General features: G+C 63.2%; 19 protein-coding genes. 14 read left to right on the forward strand and 5 right to left on the reverse strand.

Annotated features, from left to right (window positions below; genetic code table 11):
- Window positions 1-91: 91 nt before the first annotated feature.
- Together CDPAHKCJ_RS01400 and CDPAHKCJ_RS01405 are read right to left on the reverse strand one after the other, a co-directional pair.
- Window positions 92-388 carry a hypothetical protein gene (locus tag CDPAHKCJ_RS01400; RefSeq protein WP_166018187.1) on the reverse strand — a complete coding sequence of 99 codons (297 nt, stop codon included), beginning with the start codon at window positions 386-388 and terminating at the stop codon, window positions 92-94.
- A gap of 46 nt (window positions 389-434) precedes the next feature.
- A complete protein-coding gene (locus CDPAHKCJ_RS01405; protein WP_107334695.1) occupies window positions 435-1,100 on the reverse strand; it encodes a GntR family transcriptional regulator in 666 nt (221 codons plus the stop codon).
- Between the two features lie 367 nt (window positions 1,101-1,467).
- Between CDPAHKCJ_RS01405 and CDPAHKCJ_RS01410 the strand changes: the two genes are divergently transcribed.
- The 4 genes from CDPAHKCJ_RS01410 (at window position 1,468) to madM (ending at window position 6,168) form a co-directional block, all read left to right on the forward strand.
- On the forward strand, window positions 1,468-2,934 hold the full coding sequence (locus tag CDPAHKCJ_RS01410; protein WP_166018189.1) for a malonyl-CoA decarboxylase: 1,467 nt from the start codon (window positions 1,468-1,470) through the stop codon (window positions 2,932-2,934).
- A gap of 164 nt (window positions 2,935-3,098) precedes the next feature.
- Window positions 3,099-4,658: a malonyl-CoA synthase gene (locus CDPAHKCJ_RS01415; protein ID WP_166018191.1), complete on the forward strand. Its 1,560-nt coding sequence runs from the start codon at window positions 3,099-3,101 to the stop codon at window positions 4,656-4,658.
- 255 nt (window positions 4,659-4,913) lie between these two features.
- Complete coding sequence (madL, locus tag CDPAHKCJ_RS01420; RefSeq protein WP_166018193.1) at window positions 4,914-5,396, forward strand: malonate transporter subunit MadL; 483 nt, start codon at window positions 4,914-4,916, stop codon at window positions 5,394-5,396.
- A gap of 10 nt (window positions 5,397-5,406) precedes the next feature.
- Complete coding sequence (gene madM, locus CDPAHKCJ_RS01425; protein ID WP_166018195.1) at window positions 5,407-6,168, forward strand: malonate transporter subunit MadM; 762 nt, start codon at window positions 5,407-5,409, stop codon at window positions 6,166-6,168.
- A 196-nt stretch (window positions 6,169-6,364) separates the two neighbouring features.
- Here the strand turns inward: madM and CDPAHKCJ_RS01430 are convergent, their stop codons facing one another.
- On the reverse strand, window positions 6,365-7,222 hold the full coding sequence (locus CDPAHKCJ_RS01430; protein ID WP_166018197.1) for an alpha/beta hydrolase-fold protein: 858 nt from the start codon (window positions 7,220-7,222) through the stop codon (window positions 6,365-6,367).
- A gap of 194 nt (window positions 7,223-7,416) precedes the next feature.
- Entirely contained in the window at window positions 7,417-9,588 is a 2,172-nt protein-coding gene (locus CDPAHKCJ_RS01435; protein ID WP_166018199.1) for a TonB-dependent siderophore receptor, read from the reverse strand.
- A 141-nt stretch (window positions 9,589-9,729) separates the two neighbouring features.
- Here CDPAHKCJ_RS01435 and CDPAHKCJ_RS01440 point away from each other — a divergent pair, with 141 nt between their 5' ends.
- From CDPAHKCJ_RS01440 to CDPAHKCJ_RS01480, 9 genes are all read left to right on the forward strand, one after another.
- Complete coding sequence (locus tag CDPAHKCJ_RS01440; protein ID WP_166018201.1) at window positions 9,730-10,770, forward strand: AraC family transcriptional regulator; 1,041 nt, start codon at window positions 9,730-9,732, stop codon at window positions 10,768-10,770.
- Between the two features lie 187 nt (window positions 10,771-10,957).
- The gene (locus CDPAHKCJ_RS01445) at window positions 10,958-12,265 is read left to right on the forward strand and encodes an aminotransferase class I/II-fold pyridoxal phosphate-dependent enzyme (protein WP_166018272.1); all 1,308 of its coding nucleotides are present in this window, start codon (window positions 10,958-10,960) and stop codon (window positions 12,263-12,265) included.
- A gap of 371 nt (window positions 12,266-12,636) precedes the next feature.
- Entirely contained in the window at window positions 12,637-13,629 is a 993-nt protein-coding gene (locus CDPAHKCJ_RS01450) for a DctP family TRAP transporter solute-binding subunit (protein ID WP_166018203.1), read from the forward strand.
- 2 nt (window positions 13,630-13,631) lie between these two features.
- Complete coding sequence (locus CDPAHKCJ_RS01455; protein WP_240916598.1) at window positions 13,632-14,225, forward strand: TRAP transporter small permease; 594 nt, start codon at window positions 13,632-13,634, stop codon at window positions 14,223-14,225.
- Window positions 14,222-15,511, forward strand: a complete 1,290-nt coding sequence (locus tag CDPAHKCJ_RS01460) for a TRAP transporter large permease (RefSeq protein ID WP_166018205.1) — start codon at window positions 14,222-14,224, stop codon at window positions 15,509-15,511. The genes CDPAHKCJ_RS01455 and CDPAHKCJ_RS01460 overlap by 4 nt, the downstream gene beginning before the upstream one ends.
- 3 nt (window positions 15,512-15,514) lie before the next feature.
- A complete protein-coding gene (locus CDPAHKCJ_RS01465; RefSeq protein WP_166018207.1) occupies window positions 15,515-16,312 on the forward strand; it encodes an aldolase/citrate lyase family protein in 798 nt (265 codons plus the stop codon).
- A 125-nt stretch (window positions 16,313-16,437) separates the two neighbouring features.
- On the forward strand, window positions 16,438-18,171 hold the full coding sequence (locus CDPAHKCJ_RS01470) for a thiamine pyrophosphate-binding protein (RefSeq protein WP_166018209.1): 1,734 nt from the start codon (window positions 16,438-16,440) through the stop codon (window positions 18,169-18,171).
- A 1-nt stretch (window position 18,172) separates the two neighbouring features.
- The gene (locus CDPAHKCJ_RS01475) at window positions 18,173-19,519 is read left to right on the forward strand and encodes a Zn-dependent hydrolase (protein WP_205700753.1); all 1,347 of its coding nucleotides are present in this window, start codon (window positions 18,173-18,175) and stop codon (window positions 19,517-19,519) included.
- Window positions 19,516-21,048 carry an aldehyde dehydrogenase gene (locus CDPAHKCJ_RS01480; protein WP_166018211.1) on the forward strand — a complete coding sequence of 511 codons (1,533 nt, stop codon included), beginning with the start codon at window positions 19,516-19,518 and terminating at the stop codon, window positions 21,046-21,048. The genes CDPAHKCJ_RS01475 and CDPAHKCJ_RS01480 overlap by 4 nt, the downstream gene beginning before the upstream one ends.
- Window positions 21,049-21,210: 162 nt before the next feature.
- On the opposite strand, the gene CDPAHKCJ_RS01485 is transcribed toward CDPAHKCJ_RS01480, so the two are convergent.
- On the reverse strand, window positions 21,211-22,215 hold the full coding sequence (locus CDPAHKCJ_RS01485; RefSeq protein WP_166018213.1) for a LysR family transcriptional regulator: 1,005 nt from the start codon (window positions 22,213-22,215) through the stop codon (window positions 21,211-21,213).
- Window positions 22,216-22,402: 187 nt separating this feature from the next.
- On the opposite strand from CDPAHKCJ_RS01485, the gene CDPAHKCJ_RS01490 reads away from it, so the two are divergent.
- Window positions 22,403-23,830, forward strand: coding sequence for a sodium:solute symporter family protein (locus CDPAHKCJ_RS01490; RefSeq protein WP_166018215.1), 1,428 nt, complete (start codon window positions 22,403-22,405; stop codon window positions 23,828-23,830).
- Window positions 23,831-23,913 lie beyond the last annotated feature (83 nt).

Raw genomic sequence — 23,913 nt, forward strand, 5'->3', positions numbered from 1 at the left:
TAATAGCTATGACAAAAATATATAGACATTAATATTTATTAGCATACCTATACTATGGCCGCTCTTGCTTTTAAGTAATGCCACTTCAATACTAGGGCGATGATTTTTTCGCCTCATCATTCGCTACCATCAAAATATTGACTAGCTCGTATGTAGGCTGATAGGTGACGAATTGAAAACTATCAGAAAACTCCCCTCCTGAAAATATATTAGGAAAAATAGAACTCCAAGCATGAAAATATTTTAGACAATACTTTTCAGTACCAAAGATCGTTCCATAATCCCCACATACAACAGCATGGGTTATTTTTTTGCGACTACTTTGCGCTTGTACGGCTTCAGCTTTTTGCTCATCATTTAGCGCTACCAGAATAACTTTATCATGCATAATTTTTCTCGACAATCCAATAAACTAGTAATATTGAAAATCAACTTCACCCAACCTCATGCAACCGCTCAATATTCGCCACTAGATCGGTAAACCTCTCCCCCTGGATATGCACGTGATCCTTCAGTGCCTGTTCTGCAGCAGCAGCGTCGCCAGCTTCGATGGCGGCGACGATGGCTTCGTGTTCGGCGTAGGAGCTGTGCATGCGGTGGCGGACGTGAAGTTGCAGGCGGCGATAGGGCTTGAGGATGGCGTGCAGGCGCGTGGCTTCTTCGGTGAGGAAGGCATTGTGGCTGGCGCGGTAGAGACAGTGATGAAAGAGGCCGTTCTCGTAGTAGTAGCCATTGGCGTCGTCGGCTTCCAGGCGTTCTCGGCAGGCGGCGTGGGCGTCCTTGAGTTCCGAAAGCTCCTGCGTGGTGATGCGCCGCGCGGCGAGTCGGCCGCACATGGCTTCCAGTTCCGCCATGACTTCAAAGCGTTCCACCAGCTCCGAGACGCCCAGCTGCGTCACGAAGGTGCCGCGCTTGGGCACCACCTTCACCATGCCGGAGGCGGCGAGCTGCTGCAGCGCCTCGCGGATCGGCGTGCGGGAACACTGATACTCGCGGCCCAGCGCTTCGGGGTCGAGCTTGGTGCCCGGCGGGAAGCGCCCTTCGACGATGGCATCTTCGAGCAGATCACGAAGGCGCTGGGTGTGGGACATCTTGATCATCTGCGGCGTCCTTTTACTTGTGCTGAGCACTGATGCTGATGCCTTGCGGCCATGTTGCGGTGACTGTTGCGCTGACAATGGCGCCAATCCCTGTCGCCCTCCGCCTCAATCCTCTCGCAGACATGCCAACCGGCCATGAGGCCAGTCGCTGCCTCGCCCCCTTGCCTTCATTGAACAGGGGAAGTGGCCGCGCAGGAAACTGACTTTAGTCGTGTCTGGCATGCCAGGACTTGACGCTAACACACCAGACGCCTATCTGTTGTATACAACAAGACGAAGCCAAATATTCAAGTCTCAGACGCCATACTGAGCAATGGATATGCCCCATCATCACAGCTTCGCGTCTCGCGCCTTGAGGAAGACCGCCATGAACATAAATCTGAGTTTTCTGCAGGATCTGCTGACCCATGTCGGCCAGCGTGCCCGCCAGCAGGTTGGCCTCTCACCCGGCGCCGGCAATGAAGACACCGCCCTCGCCCGCCTGACCGAGAGCTGCCACAACCTCACCGAGAGCAGCGGTGAAGCCTCGCGCATCATGATGGCCCAGCGGGCGCTGGAGGATTATCAGCAGCTGGATCACGAGCAGCGCCTCGCCTTCTTCCAGCTGCTGGCCGAGCATTACGCCGCCGATGAAGACCGTATCCACGCTGCCTACGCCGCCTATCGCGACGCCCCGGACAACGCCAATCTCAGTGCGCTGTTCGCCGCCAGTGAACCCAGGCGCCAATCGTTGCTGCGCCGCCTGAACCTGTGCCCCGGCGGCACCTATGAAATCGTGCGCATGCGTGCCGACCTGCTCCAGCTCATCAAGCAGCATCCGGAGTTGAAACCGCTGGATGCCGACTTCGCGCACCTGTTCGCCTCCTGGTTCAATCGCGGCTTCCTGATGCTGGAAGCCATCGACTGGAACACCCCCGCCGCGGTGCTGGAGAAGATCATCCGCTACGAGGCGGTTCATGCCATCCAGGACTGGAGCGACCTGCGCGGACGTCTCGACCCCGAGGACCGCCGCTGCTACGCCTTCTTCCACCCGGCCATCGGCGATGAGCCGCTGATCTTCGTCGAGGTGGCGCTGTGCAAGGGCGTGCCCAACAACATCCAGCATCTGCTCGCCAACAGCGGCCAGACCACCGAACGCGAGGCGGACACCGCCGTCTTCTACAGCATCAGCAATTGTCAGAAGGGCCTGAAAGGCATCTCGTTCGGCAACTTCCTGATCAAGCAGGTGGTGCAGGAGCTGCAACGCGAGCTGCCCAATCTCAGCCGCTTCGTCACCCTCTCGCCGGTGCCCGGTTTCAGCCAGTGGCTGACCCGCGCGCGTGACGAGGAAGGCCTGGAAGTCTCCGACCTGCTGGCCCATCACCTGCAGCACGATGACTGGATGAATGACGAGGAAGCCCAGCAGAAGATGGCGCCGGAACTGCGCGCCCTCGCTGCCCACTACCTGGTCAACGTCAAGCACCGCAGCGGCCAGCCGATGGACCCGGTCGCCCGCTTCCACCTCGGCAACGGTGCCAGCCTGCATCGCCTCAACTGGCCGGGTGACACCTCACCCAATGGCCGCCAGCAGGCCCACGGCCTGATGGTCAATTACCTCTATGAGCCACACCGCATCGAGCAGAACCACGAGGCCTTCAGCCGCAACGACAGCGTGGTGTGCAGCAGTGAGGTCAAGAAGGAATCGAAAGCCAACAAGGAGCTGGCCAAGGCGCCGAAGCGCGAGACCAGGAAGGAAAGTGAGCTTCTGTCATCCAAAGCGTCCGAGCAGTCGCCCGCGACCAGATCGGCCACGGATGCCAGCGACAGCAAGCCAACGCCATCACTCGAGGAATAAGTCACTCGAGGAAAGAGCCACACAAGAAATGAGCCGCCCGGCAGACACGCCATCTGCCGGAGCGCGCCTGATCAGAATGTCGCCTTGCGTCAACGCCTCATGACAAGACAAGGCTCATGACAAGACAACGACTCACGACAAGAACAACGCCATTGGAGCCAACGATGTCTCACGCCAACCACGACAACCTCTATCTGCAATTCGCGCGCAACTTCGATGAGCGCCCGGATGCCACCTTCCTCGACACCGTCGAAGGCCACGGCTACACCTTCGCCGAGGCACGCAACGCCGCCGGTCAGATGGCCACCGCGCTTCGCGAGCTGGGCGTGACACCGGGCGACCGCGTCGCGGTGCAGATCGACAAGAGCTGCGAGACCGTCATCCTGTATCTGGCCTGCCTGCAGGTCGGCGCGGTCTATCTGCCGCTGAATACCGCCTACACCGGCGAGGAGATCCGCTACTTCCTGGGCGACGCCGGCCCGCACCTGTACGTCTGCCAGCCCAAGGTGTTGGAGACGGCACGCGCACTGGGCAAGGAATGTGATGTGCCGCGTGTCGAGAGTCTGGGCACCGAGCAGGACGGCACCCTGATGGAGCAGGCCCGCCAGTGCAGCGCAAGCAGTGAAGTCGAGCCACGCGCCGCCGATGATCTCGCCGCCATCCTCTATACCTCCGGCACCACCGGGCGCAGCAAGGGCGCGATGCTGACCCACGCCAATCTGGCCTCCAACTGTCAGGCGCTGGCCGAGACCTGGCGCTTCACCCGTGATGACCATCTGATCCACGCCCTGCCAATCTTCCACACCCACGGCCTGTTCGTGGCCTGCAACATCGTGCTGACGGTGGGCGCCTCGATGACCTTCCTGCCAAGGTTCGATGCCGAGCAGATTCTCGATCTGATGGCGCGCTCCAGCGTGCTGATGGGCGTGCCGACCTTCTACACCCGCCTGCTGGAATCCGAGCGCCTCAATCGCGAGACCACCGCCGGCATGCGGCTGTTCGTCTCCGGCTCCGCGCCGCTGCTCAGCGAGACCCACAGCGAGTTCAGCGCACGTACCGGCCACGCGATTCTCGAGCGCTACGGGATGACCGAAACCAACATGAACACCTCCAACCCCTACGACGGCGAGCGGCGTCCCGGCACGGTGGGCATGGCGCTGCCCGGCAGCGAAGTCCGCATCACCGACCGCGAGACAGGTGCCACCTTGCCGCGTGGCGAGACAGGGCTGATCGAGGTGCGCGGTGCCAACGTCTTCAAGGGCTACTGGAAGATGCCGGAGAAGACCGCCAGCGAGTTCCGCGAGGATGGCTTCTTCATCACCGGGGATCTCGGTCATATCGATGCCGATGGCTACCTGTGCATCAGCGGCCGTGACAAGGACCTTATCATCTCCGGCGGTTACAACATCTACCCGAAGGAGGTGGAGCTGCTGATCGATGACATGCCCGGCGTCAACGAATCGGCGGTGTTCGGCGTGCCCCACCTGGACTTCGGCGAAGGCGTCTGCGCGGTGGTGGTCATGCAGGCCGGCCACCAGGGCAGTCTCGATGAAGCGGCGGTACTCACCGCCCTCAGCGACAAGCTCGCCCGCTACAAGCAGCCCAAGCGCGTGTTCTTCATCGATGGCCTGCCACGCAACGTGATGGGCAAGGTGCAGAAGAAACAGCTGCGCGAGGAATATGCACAGCTGTTCGCACCTGAGCCGGCCCGTTCACACGGCTGAGCCAGCCCTGTCGCCTTTTCCACCCCTGTCAGGCCCGACACCTGACACCCTCGTGCCACCGGCATGGCGTGACGCCATCACGTCATGCCGGTGGTTTCACTCACCCTCAAACCCTGTAGAAGACACGCAATAGCCAGGCTAGCCAACCTGGATTGTCCAACCTGGATGGACGAGAAGTTAAATAAATCAGATAGACGACAAGACGCCACACTGATTCACCACCACTTCACCACAACAACAAGAAGGTAATACGCCATGGTGATCTACGGAGTTGCCCTGCTCGCAGGATGCATGATGGCCGGTCTCGTGATCGGTGATCTGCTCGGAGAAATGCTCAATATCGATTCCAACCTCGGCGGTGTCGGCATCGCCATGCTGCTGCTCATCTTCATCACCGGCGTGCTGAAGGACCGCGGCAAGATGGCCGACAGCACCGCCAGCGGCATCAATTTCTGGAACGCGATGTACATCCCCATCGTGGTCGCGATGGCCGCCAGCCAGAATGTGGTCGCGGCCTTCAGCGGCGGCATGGTCGCGCTGGTCGCGGGCGTACTGGCCGTGGTGCTGGGGCTGGCCCTCGTGCCGCTGCTGACCGGCAAGCGTCCCGAGAGTGCGCTGGAAGATGACCCGCTCGCCGGCGAGACCCGCTACACGCCGACCAGAACCTCAGTGACGACAGGCGCCCCGGTGCTGGATCGCAACCGCCACGCTTCCTCCACTCCTGCGCACAAACACTGAGGGCTGACCCATGATCGATTCACTCGTCCACCTGTTCGACAAGTATCATCTGGTCGCGGCCTTCGCCGTGATCGGGCTGGCGATGTATGTCGCCTACTGGATCAGCAACAACCTGACACGCGGCAAGCTGCACGGCTCCGCCATCGCCATCATCCTCGGCCTGGTGCTGGCCTACGTGGGGGGCGCAACCACCGGCGGCAGCAAGGGGCTCTCGGATGTCACGCTGTTCTCGGGGCTGGGCCTGATGGGGGGCGGCATGCTGCGTGATCTCGCGATCATCGCCACCGCCTACGGGGTAAACTTGAAGGAAATCCGTCAGACCGGCTTTCGCGGGGTCGTGGCGCTGTTCGTCGGCGTGCTGATCTCCTTCGTCGCCGGTGGTGGCGTCGCCATCGCCTTCGGCTATACCGATCCGGTCGATATCACCACCATCGGTGCGGGCGCGGTTACCTACATCGTCGGCCCGGTCACCGGTGCAACCCTCGGGGCAAGTTCCGAAGTGGTCGCGCTGTCGATCGCCGCCGGCCTGGTGAAGTCGATCCTGACCATGGTCGCCACACCGATGACGGCGCGTCTGATCGGGCTCGACAATCCGCGTTCCGCGATGATCTTCGGTGGCCTGATCGGCACCACCAGCGGCGTCGCGGCGGGCCTCGCCGCCACCGATGCCCGCCTGGTGCCCTACGGCGCGATGACCGCCACCTTCTACACCGGCCTGGGCATCCTGCTCGCCCCGACGGTGTTGTTCCTCGCGGTACGTGCAGTGATGTAAGCATCGCGCTGATACGAGAGGCAATGACACAAACCGCTCTGGTATGAGCCGCTCAGACACAAGTGGCGCCGAAACACGACGACGGCGGCATCAGTCAGGACAATACATGTCCCACGCTGATGCCGCCGTCGTGGCGTTTACTGCCCATGTGACTGTCCACTTTACTGCCCAGGCCACACCGTGGCGGCCGGTCGCATCAGCGCGGTCTCACCAATCGCTCCATCACTGCGCGCGCGGCGGGCCACATCACGCTGCCATGATCTTCACCCTCATACAGCTTCCATTGCACCTCGATCTGCGGGCAGCGCTCGCCCAACTGGCGTGCATGCTCATGTGCGTTGTCGATCATCGCGCGCTGGACACGCAGCCTGTCCCGCTCCGGGTCATTGCGCTGTGGCTGAGGCGATTGCTCGCGTCCGCCAGCAGCGATGTACACCGGACCCGCCGCCTCGGAGCAGGCAAGACGCAGCGGCCAGTTGGCCTGATCATTCTCCTGCCGCCACCACAGTGACGGACTGATCGCGAAGATGACGCCGAAGGCCTCGGGCGCCTTCTGCTGGGCATGGAGCGCGAACAGGCCGCCGAGTGAGTGGCCGACCAGCGCAGGCCGCTTGAGATCGAGCGGATAGCGTGAGGCCAGTTCAGGCGGCAGAGACTGGGTCAGATAGTCGAGAAAATCCTCGCCACCGCCCGTCCCCTCAGGGGCCGTGCCGGTGGTGAGCGGTGGCGTGAAGTCCTTGAAGCGTTGCTTCGTGACGATGTCACGCGCCGCCTTTGCCTGCCCGTCCGTCGCGCCCGCATAACCGACCGCGACGATGGCGAGATCTGACGGCGCCTTGTCAAAGCCACGGCGTCCCAATATGTCGCGCGCTGCCGTGAACAGATCCAGGTGACGATTGCCATCCAGCACCAGCAGTACCGGATAGCCGCCTTCGGGCGGTGCGACCTGCGGCAGCGCGACCTGGATCAGGTAGTCATGTCCCGTGGTGGATGAGTGCTGCGTGAATGCGGTCGTCGTTCCCTGCAGCACCCTGGCGTCTCCCATGTGGCTCATGACGGGGCCTGATGACAGCAGCACGCCTGACGTCACTCCTGCCATCACCCACCGGCGCCCCCAACCTCGCAGTCGGTCGTGCAAGCGGTGGTGCCATCGGCGGTGGTGCCATCGGTCGTGCAACGGTGGACGAGTGCGAGAAGGACGTCCCTGTCCTTCCCTCACTGCCGTTGTCGGGCAGAGGCTAGTCATGCTCAGAACTCGTACTTGAGGGTCGCGACGGCGCTGGCCGGACGTCCCACGAAGTTGAAGACACTGGCCGAACCGGCACGCACGTAATATTCACGATCGAACAGGTTGTAGACGTTGAGCTGGCCACTGAGTTTGGGCGTGAACTGATAGCCCAGCATGGCATCGAACACCGCATAGCCCGGTGCCTGGATGGTGCCCTGGGTGCTTTCGAAATCGCTCAGCGCCGTCATGCCGGCACCGACGGACACGCCATCCAGCAGGTTGCCCTCGAAGCGATACTGGGTCCACAGATTGACCATGTTGTTGGGCATCAGCATCAGCAGCGCATCGGAGCTGCCGGCTTCCAGCACCTCGGAATCCATGTAGGTGTAGCCGAAGATGACATCCCACTGCGGCGTGATGTTGCCGGCCAGCTCAAGCTCCGCACCGGTGATGCGCATCTTGCCGGAATCCACCGAGTAACTGACGCTTCCGTCGGTCGAGGAGGCAGCACGGTGGCTGTCGGTCAGCTGGAAGCCACTGATGCGTGCATTCAGCGCACCATCCAGATAGCTGCCCTTGATGCCGATCTCGTATTGCTCGCCTTCGCGCGGGTCGATCAGGTCGCCATCCTCGTCTTCGCGGGTCTGCGGCTCGAAGACTCTGGAGTAGCTGGCATAGAGGGAGTGGTCGGCGTCCAGGTCATAGACGATACCGCCATAGGGCGTGACGGCGGTGTCCTGCATGTCGCTGCTGCCGCCGTTGAGCTTGTCTTCGGTCTCGGCCGAGAACTGGCTGACGCGCGCACCCAGTATCACCGCCAGCGGTGCCACGGGACGCAGCGTCACCTTGCCGTACAGGCCCTGCTCTTCCAGGGTGGTCTCGGTGCGCGACAGGCTGTAACCGCTCACGCCATCACGGGCATTGCCGAGAATGTCGACATAGGACAGAGAGTTCAGCTCACTGATGGTGGCGCTGGAGCCGGTCAGGTTGCTGGTGCGCGCCGCGGTAGTATCCGATTCCGATGTCTTGTAATCGACCCCGACCACGAATTCGTTCTGGTTGCCGAAGGCATCAAAGCCCTGGGTGTAGCTGGCATCCACGCTTACCGAGGTCTCATCGGTGAAACCGGCATAGCCCGCGACACTGCTCAAGTCGCCGGTATCGCTCAGTGCCGAGCCACTGTAGGCATAGTTGTAATCCGCATTGCGATCACTGTAACGCGCCGCCAGTCGGCCATAGCCACGTGAGCTGAAGCGGTGAGTCAGCTCGGCGATCACATCGGTGGAATCGCTCTCGAAGCTGTTCCAGTCCGCGCCGTAGAATGCCGAACGGCGGCCATAGGTGAAGTTATTGTCACCATCGACCGGCTGACCCTGATTGACGGTGATGTCCTTGGTATTGTGGATCACCCCCAGTGACAGCTCGGTATTCTCGTCGAGATCGATATCCAGCGCGCCATAGAAATCATTCAGCGTGTTGTCGTTGTCATCCACCCATTGCGCCTGCTCGGTGGAGCGGGTCACCAGGCGACCGCGGATACGGCCCTGTTCATCGATGGGCCCGGAGATATCGACACTGACGCTTCGGTCTTCCAGCGTACCGACACTGCCGCTGATGGAGCCCTGGAAGGTATCGGTCGGGCGCTTGCGCACCAGATTGATGACCCCGCCCAGCTCACTGGTGCTGTTGAACAGACCGGACGGCCCACGCATGACCTCGACCCGGTCGATGGCAGTCAAGGATGGCACCGAGCCCGTCAGACTCGACATCGGCGCGGACAGCCCATCGATGCTGTAGGCATCGTATTCATAGCCACGCGCGAAGATCGAGGAGCGGCCGCTGTCATTGTTCAGCACCCGCACGCCGGGCGTCCGTGCCGCCAGCTGATCCAGGGTGATGAAGTTCTGGTCCTCGATGGCGTCATGGGTCACCACGCTCACCGACTGCGGAATGTCGCGCAGCGAGGCCGGCACCTTGGAGCCCACCGTGGCAGCGTCAACGCTGTAGCCGCCGCTCTGCTCACTGGACGCCATGTCATACAGGCGCAGCCCCGTCACCCGCTGGGTATCCAGCACCATCGTCGCGTCTTCCGCCTGTGCCGGCAGACTGACCAGCGCCACACCTGCCCCGATCATCAGACGACGCGTGCCTGCCCCACACAGACCGCGTCCTCGTGCATTCACCTTCTTCATCGTGTCCCCTTGCCTCTTGTGTCTCTGGTTATCGCCACTAATGATAATTATTTGCATTTGATGTTCTGACGGGGCATTTTGGCACTCCATGACGACAAAAACCTTTGCGGAACCCTCCCTGATGTTTGCAGGTGCGACAAGATGAGCCTTACTCCCCCCTCGGGCCGGGCTGGCACGATCTCGCCCGCCTCCCCAGTTGCCCCCGCCAGCCCTCACCATCCCGCAAGCGCGCGCCACCGGATCATCGAGCTCGATCACGTGCACCGCATGGCGCGAGCGCTGACCAGCGACCACCAATGCCAGCCCGCCGAGGGCCAGTCCGCTGACGGCGCCTTGATCGGCAACATGCATCTACAGGAAGCGCAGCCGGGCCTGTTCATGCGCCTCAACCGCGTGCGCAAGCGGGCGGATCTGATGATTCGCTCCAGTGTCGAGCCATCGCTGAAGATCGCCGTGGTGTGGCGCGGGGAGCCCAGGGTCAGTTTCGGGCCACAGTGCCATGCGCTGAAGCCGGGACGTGCACTGTGCATCGCCCTCGACGAGCCCACCGAATTCCGGCTGAACAGTCTCAAGGGAGCCCACGAACACAGCGCCATCCTGACGCTGACGCCGGCCTGGCTGAAATGGCACCTGAACGTCTCCCGTGCCAGTGAGGTGATGTCACACATGCGCCACCTGGCGCATTTCCACTGGTGGCCGTCCCCTCGTCTGCTGGAGCGACTGGACACCTTCAGCCGACAGCGGCCCACCTCCCCGACCCAGCGTCTGGGAATCGAATCGCTGGCGCTGGAGGTGATCAGTGAATGCCTGGCGGCCAGACCGACCCAGACGGATGACACGACACGGCATCCCCCGCAGGAGACGGCAGACTGGAAGGAGACGCTGGAAGACTGGATCCACAATGGAGAAGTCGCCTATCTGAGTCAGGCGGAGATCGCCGCTCGTCTGGGCATGAGCGTGCGCCAGTTGCAGCGCCGCTATCGCGACGCCTACGGCCAGACCATGACGCAGGACCTGAGACGGCGACAGTTGATCCGTGCCGCTCACCTGCTGCAGGACCGCAAGCTCACGGTGGAGGCCGCCGCCGAGATGGCGGGGTATCGCAGCGCCGCCAATTTCGCCACCGCCTTTCGTCGTCAGTTCGGCGTGCCACCCAGTCAGCGACCTGTCGTGACTACGTGAGGGACGCTTGGACTTGCAGATGTCCCGTTGCTAATGTTGAGCGTCGTCGCGGCATGCGCCCCAGTTGGCGGTGGAGGCAAAGCACAGCCACATAGGGACGAACGGCAACAGCACGCACGACAACCGCACCACATAACAAGATTTCGCCACGCTCTCGCACAAGGACACTGTCATGTCGGTAGACAACATGAAGCTGGAATCCCTCGCCCTGCATCACGGTTACACCTCGGAAGCCACCACCAAGGCGGCGGCGGTGCCGATCTACCAGACCACCTCCTACACCTTCGATGACACCCAGCACGGCGCAGATCTGTTCGATCTCAAGGTGCCGGGCAACATCTATACCCGCATCATGAATCCGACCAATGACGTGCTGGAGCAGCGCATGGCCGCCGTCGAAGGCGGTATCGCGGCGCTGGCGGTGTCCTCCGGCATGGCGGCGATCACCTATGCAATCCAGGCGCTGGTGGAAGTCGGCGACAACATCGTCAGCACCAGCCAGTTGTATGGCGGTACCTACAACCTGTTCGCCCACAGCCTGCCGCGTCAGGGGGTCGAGGTGCGCATGGCGGCCTTTGATGATTTCGCCGCACTCGAAGCGCTGATCGATGACAAGACCCGCGCCGTGTTCTGCGAGTCCATCGGCAATCCTGCCGGCAACATCGTCGATCTCGAACGTCTGGCCGAGATCGCCCACAGGCATGGCGTGCCGCTGATCGTCGACAACACCGTCGCCACACCAGTGCTGTGTCGTGCCTTCGATCACGGTGCCGACATCGTGATCCACTCGCTGACCAAGTACATCGGCGGCCACGGCACCACCGTGGGGGGGATCATCATCGACTCCGGCAAGTTCGACTGGGTGGCCAACAAGAAGCGCTTCCCGATCCTCAACGAGCCAGACCCCTCCTATCACGGCGTCGTCTACACCGAAGCCTTCGGTCCGGCCGCCTATATCGGTCGCTGTCGCGTGGTGCCGCTGCGCAATACCGGCGCCGCGCTCGCCCCGCACAGTGCCTTCCTGCTGCTGCAGGGGCTGGAGACACTCGCCCTGCGCATGGAACGCCACTGCAGCAATGCGCTCGCACTGGCCGAATACCTTCAGCAGCATCCGAGTGTCAGCTGGGTCAACTACGGCGCCCTGCCGGATAGCCCCTATCACGCCACCTGCCAGAAGATCACCGGCGGCAAGGCCTCCGGGATCGTGAGCTTCGGCATCAAGACGGACGCGACAGGTGATGACAAGGCCGAAGCCGGGCGCATCGCTGGCGGCAAGTTCATCGATGCGCTGCAGATGATTCTGCGCCTGGTGAATATCGGCGATGCCAAGTCGCTGGCCTGCCACCCGGCCTCCACCACCCACCGCCAGCTCAACGAGGAAGAACTCGCCAAGGCCGGGGTCTCGGCGGACCTGATTCGCATCTCGGTGGGGATCGAGCATATCGACGACATCATCGCCGATGTCAGCCAGGCACTGGACAAGGCAGTGGCCTGACGCAAGCGCGGCTCTTGAACGACAGTCAGGCGACATTCAGGCGCCAACCAGGCCGCCTCAGCGACATATCAGCGCCCGCGAAGACACGCCTCTTCGCGGGCGCCTTGCATTGCTCGCGGGTGCCCTGCATTGCGTATCCCGATGACTGCTGCTTCTCTCAGCCCTGCCAGAACTGAAATGGGCACCGAAAAGATAACGGTATATACATAACTGACTTTCAAATGGACGGGACATCCAGACCCAGCATAAATCTGGTTAATACCAAGAATAAGAATTCGCAACTACCGAAATACACGAGCAGAACACACTCTTGGGTCAAGGCGTACACAGAGACGCCTGTCACGACGATAACAACTCCAAGAGGTGTCCCGATGAAATCCGTCCCGCTGAAGCCTGCCCTGCTGACCGCTGCCATCACGGCGGCCTGCGCCCTGCCGCTGAGCGCCGCCCAGGCCCAGGATATCAAGCTCGGCCACGTGCTGGCGCCGACCCATAGCTGGAACATCGCGGCGGAAGGCTTCGCCAAGGATGTCGCCGAGGCTACTGATGGCCGCGTCAATTTCCAGGTCTTTCCCAGTGGTCAGCTCGGCAACGAGAAGACCGTCGTCGAAGGCATGCAGATCGGCAGCGTGCCGGCCGGCGTGATCGGCTGTGGTTCCTTCCAGCCGCTGGATGCGCGCTTCGGCATCGTCGAACTGCCCTACTCCTGGCCGGACCGCGAACATGCCTACGCCGCCTATGACGGCAAACTGGGCGATGCGCTCGAGGACATCGCCGACGAGCACAACATGAAGATCCTGTCCTGGTGGGAAAACGGCTTCCGTCACGTCACCAACAATCGCGGCCCCATCACCACCCCGGAAGACCTCGCTGGCCTCAAGATTCGCGTCACGCCGGACAAGATGCGTCTGGACACCTTCACCGCGCTGGGTTCAAGCCCGGCACCGCTGTCCTTCGGTGAGCTCTACTCCGCGCTGCAGCAGGGCGTATTCGATGCCCAGGAAAACCCGCTGGCCATCATCTATTCCTCTTCCTTCAGCGAAGTGCAGGACTACGTCTCCCTCACCGGTCACGTCTGGGCACCGGCGTGTCTGACCATGTCCAACTTCACCTGGAATCAGCTCTCCGAGCAGGATCAGGCCGCGGTGCAGAAGAGCGCCGACGAATGGCGTGACAAGCAGCGCGCGATGACCCAGAAGGATGACGCCGAACTGGTCGCCAAGCTGGAAGAAGCCGGCATGCAGGTCAACGAGGTCGATACCGCGCCCTTCAATGCCAAGGTGCAGGGTGTATGGGCCGAGTACACCGACGTCTTCGGGCCTGAGCTGATGGGCCTGGTCGAGCAATACCGCAAGGGCGAGTGACGATGTCTTCCGCCTCTCCCTCCGTCAAGCCGCTGGCAGTGCTGTATGCCGTGCGTACCTTGATGATCACCCTCTCACGTTGGAGCTGCCGGGGCTGTCTGGCCCTGGCAGCCAGCGGCGTGGCCGCCCTGTCGGCATTGGTGATCTGGACCGTCTTCATGCGCTGGGTGATGGGGCAGCCGCCGCACTGGGCAGAGGAATTGCCGCAGCTGGTGCTGGTCTGGACGACATTGCTGGCCGCGGTGTCCTGCACCCGCAACCGCACTCACCTGAGTGCGGGCCTGCTGCCGCTGCTGGTGCGCTCGGTGCGTGTCCAGCGCATCACCGGACGCATCACAGACGCCATGATCCTGATCATGCTGGTGTTGCTGGCCAAGGCCGGCATGGACCTGAGTGCCATCACCATGCGCCAGACCACCACCGCGCTGCAGATTCCGGCCGGCATCGTCTATCTGTCCGTGCCGCTGTGCTGCACCGCGATGGCACTCGTCCAGCTTGAGCATCTGTTGAGCCCTTCAGCGATCGGAGCCGAGGCTCACGAGACGCATGCCACTGCGCCTGACAACGCTTCCTCTCGCCAAGGAGATGCCCCATGACTCTCGGCGCCCTGGCTCTGCTCGGCGTATTCGCGCTCGGCATCCTCATCGACATTCCCATCGCCTTCGCGCTGTTGATGTCGGCCCTCTTCTATCTGCTGGCCTTCGGTGCCGCGCCCATGATGGTCTCGGCGCAGCAATTCGTGGCCGGAATGGAAAGCTTCACCCTGCTGGCGATCCCGCTGTTCGTGCTCGCCGCCCAGTTGATGAACCGCGCTGGCCTCACTGAGCGCCTGGTACGACTGTGCATGGCGATGGTCGGTGACATCCGCGGCGGCCTGGCGGTGGTCGCGGTGCTGGCCTGCATGATGTTCGGCGCGCTGTCGGGTTCCGGTGTGGCGGACGTGATCGCCATCGGCAGCATGCTGCTGCCCACCATGGCCCGCAATGGCTATGACAAGGGCTTCAGCAGTGCGCTGGTCGGTACCGCCAGCTCCATCGGCACCGTGATTCCGCCCAGCATCGTGATGATCGTCTACGGCACCACCTCCAACACCTCGGTGGGCCAGCTGTTCATGGGCGGCATCATCCCCGGCCTGATGCTGACGGTCGCGCTGGTCGGCGTCGCTCTCTACATGTCACGCAAGCATGGCTGGTCGGGCGGTGTCGCCGCCCGTGTGCCCGGCGAGCGTCGCCGCGCGCTGCTCAGTGCCATGCCGGCGCTGATGGTGCCGGTGATGATCATCGGCGGTATCCGCTTCGGGGTCTTCACGCCCACCGAGGCCGCCGCCTCCGCGATTCTCTACGCCATCATCATCGGCACCTGTGTCTATCGCAGCCTCACTTGGCAGGGCTTTCTGGACAGTGTCCGCGCGACCGCCGAGACCACCGGCGCCATCCTGCTGATCATCGGTGCGGCTGGCATGTTCGCCTGGGGCCTGACCTACGAGCAGGTACCGCAGGCCATCGCCCAGCTGATCGGCGAATTCACCGACAGCCGCATCAGCGTCCTGCTGCTGCTGACCGCCGTGCTGCTGGTGCTGGGTTCCTTCATGGAAAGCGTGGCGATCATCATCATCGTGACGCCCATCGTGATGCCGCTGCTGGCGCAATACGGCATCAGCCCGGTGCACTTCGGGGTGCTGTTGACCGTCAATCTGGCCATCGGCGCCAACACGCCACCGCTGGGTATCGACCTGATGGCCGCGTGTCGCATCGCCGGGATCAACGTCAGCGACTCGCTGCGTCCGCTGGGCCTGATGCTGGGCGCGATGCTGACCGTGCTGATGCTGATCACCTTCATTCCGGAACTCGTACTGTTCCTGCCCAACTTGATGGAGGGCTGAGCGATGACCTCTCTTGCCACTCAGCCCCTCCCCCAGCGCTGGCTGTTCGTGCCCGGCGATGACGCTGCACGACTGGAAGCCGCGCTCACCAGCGGTGCCGATGCCATCGTGGTCGATCTCGAGGAGTTCACCCCGGCCGTCGGACGCGAGCTTGCCATCAGCCGCTTCGCCGAATTCGCCAGACGCGCCCGTGCCCTCGAGATATGGCCGTGCGTGCGTCTCAACCGGCTCACGCACGGCGGACATGACGAGCTGGCTGAACTGATCAGCACCGCCCTGGGTGATTCTACCGGGATTCCCGCCGCCATCTTCCTGCCCGCCGTCGAGCAACGCGCCCAGCTGGCAGCACTGGATGATGCCCTCTCCGAGCAGGAAGACCTGCATGGCCTGCCACGGGGCAGTCTGAAGAGCGTCGCGACGCTGGAAAGCCAGGCCGGACTGCTGGCCGCCGAGGAACTGCTTGCCCCGGGCGATGACACGCCACGCCTGCTGGGTGCGCTGATCGGTACCGGGGATCTGGCCGCGGATCTCGGCCTGATGCCGGATTTGCCCGTCGCCACCATCACCGAGACGCTCAAGCCGTGGCGCGAGCGGCTGGCGAAGGTCTGCCAGCGCCACGAACGACTGGCCATCGATGGCCCATGGCGCTGGCAGCACGGCCTGGGCACCGACCAGCACTGGGCCAACCATCAGGGGTTCAAGGCACGCTGCGTCATCCACCCCGAACAGCTCGAAGCGCTCTATGACCTTATGCCCGCTCGCGGCGCTGACCCGATGCCCGCTGGTGGGACGCAGACCTGATGCCTGTCGACAGCAACGCGTCTCAGTACTGAGGGTTTCCCTGACGAGCCCCGCACCTAATTCATTGCCACTTCAAAGCACCAATTTCTCAACATCGAATTCTCAACAACAACGAGAGCACTCCCATGACTCAGGCCGCGAACACCACCTCCGCTTCCACTCTGCCGCTGCGCAATGGCGGGCAGATTCTCGTCGACCAGATCCGTCTGCACGGCACCAAGCGTGTCTTCCTGGTGCCGGGCGAAAGCTACCTGCCGTGCATCGATGCGCTCAATGAGCACAAGGGTGCCATCGAGCCCATCGTCTGCCGCCAGGAAAGTGGCGCGGGCTATATGGCCGAGGCCTACGGCAAGCTGACCAACGAGCCGGGCGTGTGCTTCGTCACCCGTGGCCCGGGCGCTACCAACGCCTCCATCGCCGTGCACACCGCCTATCAGGATTCCACGCCGATGATCCTGTTCATCGGTCAGGTCGGTGGCGACTTCATCGAGCGCGAAGCCTTCCAGGAAATCGATTACCGCCGCATGTTCGGCGAGATGACCAAGTGGGTCGCGCAGATCGACGACACCTCGCGCATTCCGGAATACATCGCGCGTGCCTATCAGGTGGCACGCAGCGGTCGTCCGGGGCCGGTGGTGCTGGCACTGCCCGAAGACACCCTGTGGGGCGAGGCCCAGGTCGCGGACGTCAAGCCACACCCGCGTCTGGCCACCTACCCGGGTCAGCCGCAGCTGGATGAGCTCAAGCGCCTGCTTGCGACTGCCGAGCGCCCCTTCCTGCTGGTCGGCGGCAGCGGCTGGACCCGCGATGCCCAGGTCGCGCTGGAAGGCTTCGCCCAGCGCTTCGATATTCCCACCGGTGTCGCCTGGCGCCGTCTGGAGTGCGTCGATGCGGAACTGCCGCAATTCGCCGGTCATGTCGGCATGGGCATGCATGACGCACTGCGCCAGCAGCTGGTCGAGAGTGATCTGGTGATCGCCGTTGGTACCCGTATCGGCGAAGCCACCAGCGAAGGCTACAGCTGGATCCAGTCGCCGGTGCCGACCCAGAAGCTGGTGCACATCTATGCAGACCCGGAAGAGCTGGGCCGTGTCTATCAGCCGACGCTGGCCATCAACACCGACGTCAACGGCTTCTCACTGGCGCTCTCCACCCTGTCACCGGACAGCGCACCGCGCTGGTCTGACATCACCCGCGAGGCACGCGCCGCCTATCTGGCCACGCTGGAAGAGCAGCCGTCGCCGGGCCCGCTGAGCCTGGACAAGGTCAGCCTGACCGTCGATCGCATTCTCGATGGCAAGGGCTGCATCAGCGTCGGCGCCGGCAACTACGCGCTCTACGCCCACCGCTATGTGCGCTTCCGTGGTCTGGGCAGTTCGCTGGCCCCGACCGTCGGTTCCATGGGCTACGGTCTGCCCGCCGCCATTTCCAGCAAGCTCGAGTTCCCGGAACGCCCAGCCGTCTGCTACGCCGGTGATGGCTGCTTCCAGATGAACCTGCAGGAACTGGGCGTGGCGCTGCAGTATCGCCTCGGCATCGTGGTGCTGGTGTTCAACAACGGCATGTGGGGCACCATCCGCGCCCACCAGGAAAACGACTTCCCGGGCCGCGAGATCGCCCTGACCTTCACCAATCCGGACTTCGCCGCGCTGGTCACCGCCTACGGCGGCCTGGGTCAAGTGGTGGAGAAGGACGAGGACTTCGAGGAAAGCTTCACGCGCGCGCTGGAATTCGCCGACCGCGAGCGTCTGCCGGCCCTGATCGAGCTGCGCTATGACCCGGACGGCATCGCCCCGGGCAAGCTGCTGAGCGGCATCCGCGAAGACGCCCTGACACGCAACGACAAGGGAGGTATCTGACATGAGCACATCCTCAACTCAAGCGACTCAAGACGTGCTGGACTCCCTCGCCCTGCGCGTCGATGGCAAGCGCCTGTGGGACGCACTGATGACACTGGCCGAGATCGGCGCGACGCCCAAGGGCGGCAACTGCCGTCTGGCCCTGACCGAAGAAGACCGCGCCGGCCGCGAGCTGGTCACCGGCTGGCTCGAGGCTGCTGGCCTGACGCTGCGCGTCGACGAGATCGGCAACCTCTTCGCCCGTCGTCCCGGCCGCGATGACAGCCTGCCGCCGGTCGCCACCGGCAGCCACATCGACACCCAGCCCACCGGCGGCAAGTTCGACGGCTGCTTTGGCGTGCTGGCTGGCCTTGAGGTCATGCGTGTACTGGATGAACGCGGCATCGAGACCGAAGCCCCGCTGGAAGTGGTGATCTGGACCAACGAGGAAGGCAGCCGCTTCGTGCCGGTGATGATGGGGTCCGGCGTGCATGCGGGATTGATCCCGCTGGAGAAGGCGCTGGCCGCCACCGACCGCGACGGCGACAGCGTTGCCGCGTCACTGGCGCGTACCGGCTATGCCGGCGACGTGGCGGTGGGCAGCCATGATTTCGGCGCCTATTTCGAGGCGCACATCGAGCAGGGCCCGGTGCTGGAGCAGGAAGAGATCACCATCGGCGCCGTCACCGGCTCGCTGGGTCTGCACTGGTTCGACGTGGTGGTCAGCGGTCAGGAAGCCCACGCTGGCCCGACGCCGATGCCCTACCGTCGCGATGCGCTCAAGACCGCCTGCGCGCTGGTCAGCGATATCCTGACACTGGCCGATGCCTACCAGCCCAATGGCCGCGTCACCTGTGGCGAATTCAATGTGCATCCCAATTCGCGCAACGTGATTCCGGGCCAGGTGCGCTTCAGCGTCGACCTGCGTCATCTGGAACCGGCGGTACTGGCCGAAATGCACGACCAGCTCAAGGCGCTGTGCCTCAAGCATCACGCCGCCAACCAGAGCGACAAGCAGCGCGTCGATGTCGAACTGATCGAAGTGCAGCACATTCCGCCGACGCCCTTCGCGCCGGAACTGATCGAGATGGTGCGTAGCGCAAGTCAGGAGCTGAACCTCAGCTTCCGCGACATGGAAACCGGTGCCGGTCACGACGCCGTGCAGATCGCCGGCATCAATCCGGTGGCAATGATCTTCGTGCCCTGCGAGGACGGCATCAGCCACAACGAGAGCGAGAACGCCGAGCTTGCCGATCTCGAAGCCGGTGCCAACGTCCTGCTGCTGGCGATGCTCAAGCGCGCCGGTGTCGTCAGCCGCGGCTCTCTCGCCAACAGCGCCAGCACCACGACCGCGGAGAACGCCCAATGAGCACTGCCACTGCTTCGACCACTGCCGCCCCACTGACCCATGCCGACTGGCAGCAGCGCGCGGCAGCGCTGACCTTCGAGACGCGTGCCTTCATCGACGGTGCCTATGTCGAAAGCACCGGCTGCGACACCTTCCCGGCATACAATCCGGCCACCGGCGACGTGCTGGCGCATGTCACCGCCTGCACCGAGCAGGACATCGACCGCGCCGTGATGGCGGCGCGGCGTGCCTTTGACTCCGGCGTGTGGTCGCGCCAGCCGCCCCAGGCGCGCAAGGCCGTTCTGCAGCGCTTTGCGCAGCTGATCCGCGACAATTCAGAAGAACTGGCGCTGCTGCAGACACTGGAGATGGGCAAGCCGATTGGCGACAGCCTGGGCTTTGATCTGGCGGAAACCGCACGCGCGGTGGACTGGTACGCCGAGGCCATCGACAAGCATTACGACGAAATCGCACCCACCGGCGAGAACGTGCACGCCACCATCACCCGTGAAGCGCTGGGCGTGGTCGCGGCGGTGGTGCCGTGGAACTTCCCGCTGATGATTGCCTCCTGGAAGTTCGCGCCGGCGCTGGCGCTGGGCAACAGCGTGGTACTCAAGCCGGCCGAATCCTCGAGCCTGAGTGCGCTGCGTCTGGCGGCACTCGCCGATGAAGCCGGCATTCCGGCGGGCGTGTTCAACGTCACGCCGGGGCTGGGCGCGGTGGCGGGTCAGGCGCTTGGCCTGCACATGGAAGTCGATGCGCTGGCCTTCACCGGCTCCACCGCGACCGGCAAGCGCTTCATGCGCTACGCCAGCGACTCCAACTTGAAGCGGGTGTGGCTGGAATGCGGCGGCAAGTCACCGCATATCGTGTTCGCCGACTGCCCTGATCTCGATCAGGCCGCACGCGCCGCCGCCGACGCCATCTTCATCAATCAGGGCGAAGTCTGCATCGCCGGTTCGCGCCTGTATGTCGATGAGGCCATCTTCGATGACTTCATGCCGCGCCTGATCGCCTGCGCCCGCGCCATGCCGGCCGGTGACCCGCTCGACCCGGCCACGCGCATGGGCGCACTGGTCAGCGCGGACCACCACGAGAAGGTGCTCGGCTTCGTCGAGACGGCACTCGCGGAAGGCATGACGCTGCATCAGGGCGGCCGCGCCATCGCGCCCAGCGACGCCACTTCAGGCGGCTGGTATCTGGAGCCGACCATCGTGGAAGGCGGCCAGAACAGCACCGTGATGCGCGAGGAAATCTTCGGCCCGGTGCTGGGCGTGACCCGCTTCAGCGGCGAGGAAGAGGCCATCGAACTGGCCAATGATTCCATCTACGGGCTGGGCGCTGGACTGTGGACGCGGGATCTGGCGCGTGCCCATCGTGTCTCGCGGCGTTTGAAGGCGGGGCTGGTGTGGGTCAACTGCTACGCCGATGGCGATATCAGCGTGCCCTTCGGTGGCGTCAAGCAGTCCGGGTTCGGGCGTGACAAGTCACTGCACGCGCTGGACAAGTACTCCGACCTGAAGACCACCTGGATCAATCTGGCCTATTGAGCCGTCGGTCGCCCCCCCGAGGGTCGCCCCCGAAGCGCCGCTGCCACCCGGACTCTCTGGTGACAGCGGCGCGGGCCATTCAGGACGGGCTGCACGGCGAGCTTCAAGACGGGCTTCAAGACGGGCTTGAGAGCAAGTCCTTGATCGAGCACCAGCGGTGGATCAAGTAGCGGGTGCGCCGTCGCTGGCCAGCACGGCATTGGCGTCCGGCAGCTGCATTTCCAGCCCACGATGCAGACGCTCTTCCAGCGGCACCTTGGCCAGCGCGTTGTGCAGGAAGTCGACGAAGGTGGATTCGGCGGCACTGAAACGCGCTTCACGGTGCCACATCAGATGCAGGTCGATATCGGCCACGCCCCCATAAGGTGGCAAGGGCCACAGCTGCCCTTCGTCGATCTCGCGCCGCACGGTGTGCTCCGGCATGCAGCCGATGCCCCAGCCGGCCAGCACCATGCGGCGAATTTCCTGCAGGCTGCTGGATTGACCGATCACCGGGCCCTGCAAGCCCTCGCGGGCGCGGAACATCGCCAGCGGTGACAGCACGCCATCGAGCTGCTCACTGCCAAAGGAGACATAACGTTCATTGCGCAGCGCCTCCAGCGGCAGATTCTGCTGACCGAACAACGGGTGCATGCGACCACAGAAGTAGCGGTAGCTCTGGCGCGCCAGCACCTGGGACATCAGTGGCTCCGGGGTCTGCTGGGCCAGACAGATGCCCAGCGCACCCTGGCGCTGCAACAGGCCCTGCTGCACCTCGTGACTGGACATCTCCTGGATCGAGAAGGTGACCTGGGGAAAACAGCGATGAAAGCGCGCGAACACGCTATCAAGGAATCGGCATTCGATGCCGGTAATGAAAAGGAGCGAGACATGCCCGGAAATCTCCGTATGACTGTTGCCCACCTCAGAGGCGAGACGCGCCACGTTGGCGTAGATCTCCACCGCCTCGCGATAGACCACCTGCCCCGCCCCCGTCACGCGAAAGCTATGGCTGTCACGTTCGATCAGTCGCTGCCCGAGACGTTCTTCCAGACGCTTGAGTGACAGACTCACCGCTGGCTGTGACAGGTAGAGACGCGCCGCGGCCCGACTGACGCTTTCCTCCTGGACGATGACGATGAAGGTTCTCAGCAGGTTCCAGTCCAGCGTGTCATGGATGGGTCGCATGGCGATTGTTCCTGTCCCGAAAGTGGCGCGGCCGGCAAGAGGACAATGAAACGCACTCTCGGCGGCACGCCAGATGGTAATAAAGTCTGCACCGCGTCACCAACGTCTGCCCTCGAGTGATATATTCCCTCTCGCTCAAGACGGCAATGACGATCAATACAATATCAATAAAGCGGAAAACACGACGATGTTCGATACCCGAGAAACCTTCATTCTCTCGATAATGATCATAGCATGCGGCGTATTTCTGATGGGGCTTTCGCTGTATTTCTTCCGCCGCATCGAGACCTATGATGACTACAATGTCGCAGGCCGTTCCACCTCGACCTTCCCGCTGATCTGTACGCTGATCGGTACCGCCGTCGGCGGTTCTACCCTGCTGGGCTTCGTCTCCAAGGGCTACACCTTCGGCATGGGCCAGCTGTGGCTGCCGGTGGGCATGACCTTCGCGGGCATCGCGCTGTACTTCTTCATCGGCAAGATCCACGCCGAAGGCGAGCGCCTTACCATGGTGACGCTGGCCGACTTCCTGGTCAGTCGCTTCGGCGAAGGCGTCAGGGTGCCGACCCTGCTCAGTATCCTGTGCGCCTACGCGGCCATCACCGGCATGCAGTTCGTGGCCGTGGCCACGGTGCTCAAGCTGGTGTTCGGCCTGGCGCTGCCGGTGGGCATCCTGCTGACCTGGGCACTGCTGACCGCCAAGACATGGCTGGGCGGCCTGATGGCGGTCATCTGGTCTGACGCCATCCTGGGCACCCTGCAGACCGTCGGCATCTTCTTCCTGCTGGTCACCGTCTACTACGCCAGCGGCAGCTGGGCGTTCATCAGTGCGGCGCCCATGCCACAAGACAACCCTGACTTCCTGAGCCTGACCGGCATTTCCGGCCATGAACTGGCGGTCTACATGCTGACCATCGGCGCCTATCAGTTCGTGCGCCAGGACCTGTGGCAGCGCTTCTGGGCCGCGCGCAGCCTCAAGGCAGCACGCACCGGCTACGCCGTCGCCATCGTCTTCACGCTGCTGGTCGGCGCTGCCGTGGTGTTGATCGGTGCCTTCGCCAGGCTGGGCCTGGACATCGCGGTGGCCAATCCGGACCTGTCCTTCTACGCCATCATCAAGGCCACCCTGCCGTTGCCGCTGATGGTCAGCATGGTCGTCGTGCTGCTGGCGACCATCATCTCGTGTGCCGATTCATTCTTCATCGCCGGCGCGTCGTCGATTGCCAACGACATCATCAAGCCGCGCATGAAGGGCCGCGATGATGCCTTCATGCTGCGCATGAGCCGCCACTCGGTGGTCGCCATGTCCTTGATTTCACTGGGCCTGGCGCTCTATGCACCGCGTCTGCTCGATATCTGGATTCTCGGCAGCGCGATGCTGGTCTGCGGTGTGCTGGTGCCGACAGTGGTCGCGCTGTGCCGTCGCACGCCAGACCCGCGTGGCGGAGTGATCATGATGTGGGGCGGGCTGGCCACCGCCGTGCTGTGGCAGGTGCTGGGCCATCCCTTCGGCCTGCATCCGGTGATGATCGGCCTGCCGGTCTCGCTGGCGCTGATGCCGCTGGCACTGCGCAAGCCGAGCCTGAGCCTCTCGATCGAGTCTGCACCGCGCTGACTGGCCGAGCTGGCTGGTTGAGATGAAAGTGGCGCTCAGTGCGCCTCAGACAGTGAAGCACCACCCGAAAGCCCCCGTGATCG

Origin of the sequence: Cobetia sp. MB87 (genome assembly GCF_011319755.1) — a bacterium.
In the GTDB taxonomy this organism is placed as follows: Bacteria; Pseudomonadota; Gammaproteobacteria; order Pseudomonadales; family Halomonadaceae; genus Cobetia.

Coding starts and splice junctions, on each gene's coding strand:
- CDPAHKCJ_RS01400 (WP_166018187.1), bottom strand. CDS start 388: ATGCATGATAAAGTTATTCTGGTAGCGCTAAATGATGAGCAAAAAGCT.
- CDPAHKCJ_RS01405 (WP_107334695.1), bottom strand. CDS start 1,100: ATGATCAAGATGTCCCACACCCAGCGCCTTCGTGATCTGCTCGAAGAT.
- CDPAHKCJ_RS01410 (WP_166018189.1), top strand. CDS start 1,468: ATGAACATAAATCTGAGTTTTCTGCAGGATCTGCTGACCCATGTCGGC.
- CDPAHKCJ_RS01415 (WP_166018191.1), top strand. CDS start 3,099: ATGTCTCACGCCAACCACGACAACCTCTATCTGCAATTCGCGCGCAAC.
- madL (WP_166018193.1), top strand. CDS start 4,914: ATGGTGATCTACGGAGTTGCCCTGCTCGCAGGATGCATGATGGCCGGT.
- madM (WP_166018195.1), top strand. CDS start 5,407: ATGATCGATTCACTCGTCCACCTGTTCGACAAGTATCATCTGGTCGCG.
- CDPAHKCJ_RS01430 (WP_166018197.1), bottom strand. CDS start 7,222: ATGAGCCACATGGGAGACGCCAGGGTGCTGCAGGGAACGACGACCGCA.
- CDPAHKCJ_RS01435 (WP_166018199.1), bottom strand. CDS start 9,588: ATGAAGAAGGTGAATGCACGAGGACGCGGTCTGTGTGGGGCAGGCACG.
- CDPAHKCJ_RS01440 (WP_166018201.1), top strand. CDS start 9,730: ATGAGCCTTACTCCCCCCTCGGGCCGGGCTGGCACGATCTCGCCCGCC.
- CDPAHKCJ_RS01445 (WP_166018272.1), top strand. CDS start 10,958: ATGAAGCTGGAATCCCTCGCCCTGCATCACGGTTACACCTCGGAAGCC.
- CDPAHKCJ_RS01450 (WP_166018203.1), top strand. CDS start 12,637: ATGAAATCCGTCCCGCTGAAGCCTGCCCTGCTGACCGCTGCCATCACG.
- CDPAHKCJ_RS01455 (WP_240916598.1), top strand. CDS start 13,632: ATGTCTTCCGCCTCTCCCTCCGTCAAGCCGCTGGCAGTGCTGTATGCC.
- CDPAHKCJ_RS01460 (WP_166018205.1), top strand. CDS start 14,222: ATGACTCTCGGCGCCCTGGCTCTGCTCGGCGTATTCGCGCTCGGCATC.
- CDPAHKCJ_RS01465 (WP_166018207.1), top strand. CDS start 15,515: ATGACCTCTCTTGCCACTCAGCCCCTCCCCCAGCGCTGGCTGTTCGTG.
- CDPAHKCJ_RS01470 (WP_166018209.1), top strand. CDS start 16,438: ATGACTCAGGCCGCGAACACCACCTCCGCTTCCACTCTGCCGCTGCGC.
- CDPAHKCJ_RS01475 (WP_205700753.1), top strand. CDS start 18,173: ATGAGCACATCCTCAACTCAAGCGACTCAAGACGTGCTGGACTCCCTC.
- CDPAHKCJ_RS01480 (WP_166018211.1), top strand. CDS start 19,516: ATGAGCACTGCCACTGCTTCGACCACTGCCGCCCCACTGACCCATGCC.
- CDPAHKCJ_RS01485 (WP_166018213.1), bottom strand. CDS start 22,215: ATGCGACCCATCCATGACACGCTGGACTGGAACCTGCTGAGAACCTTC.
- CDPAHKCJ_RS01490 (WP_166018215.1), top strand. CDS start 22,403: ATGTTCGATACCCGAGAAACCTTCATTCTCTCGATAATGATCATAGCA.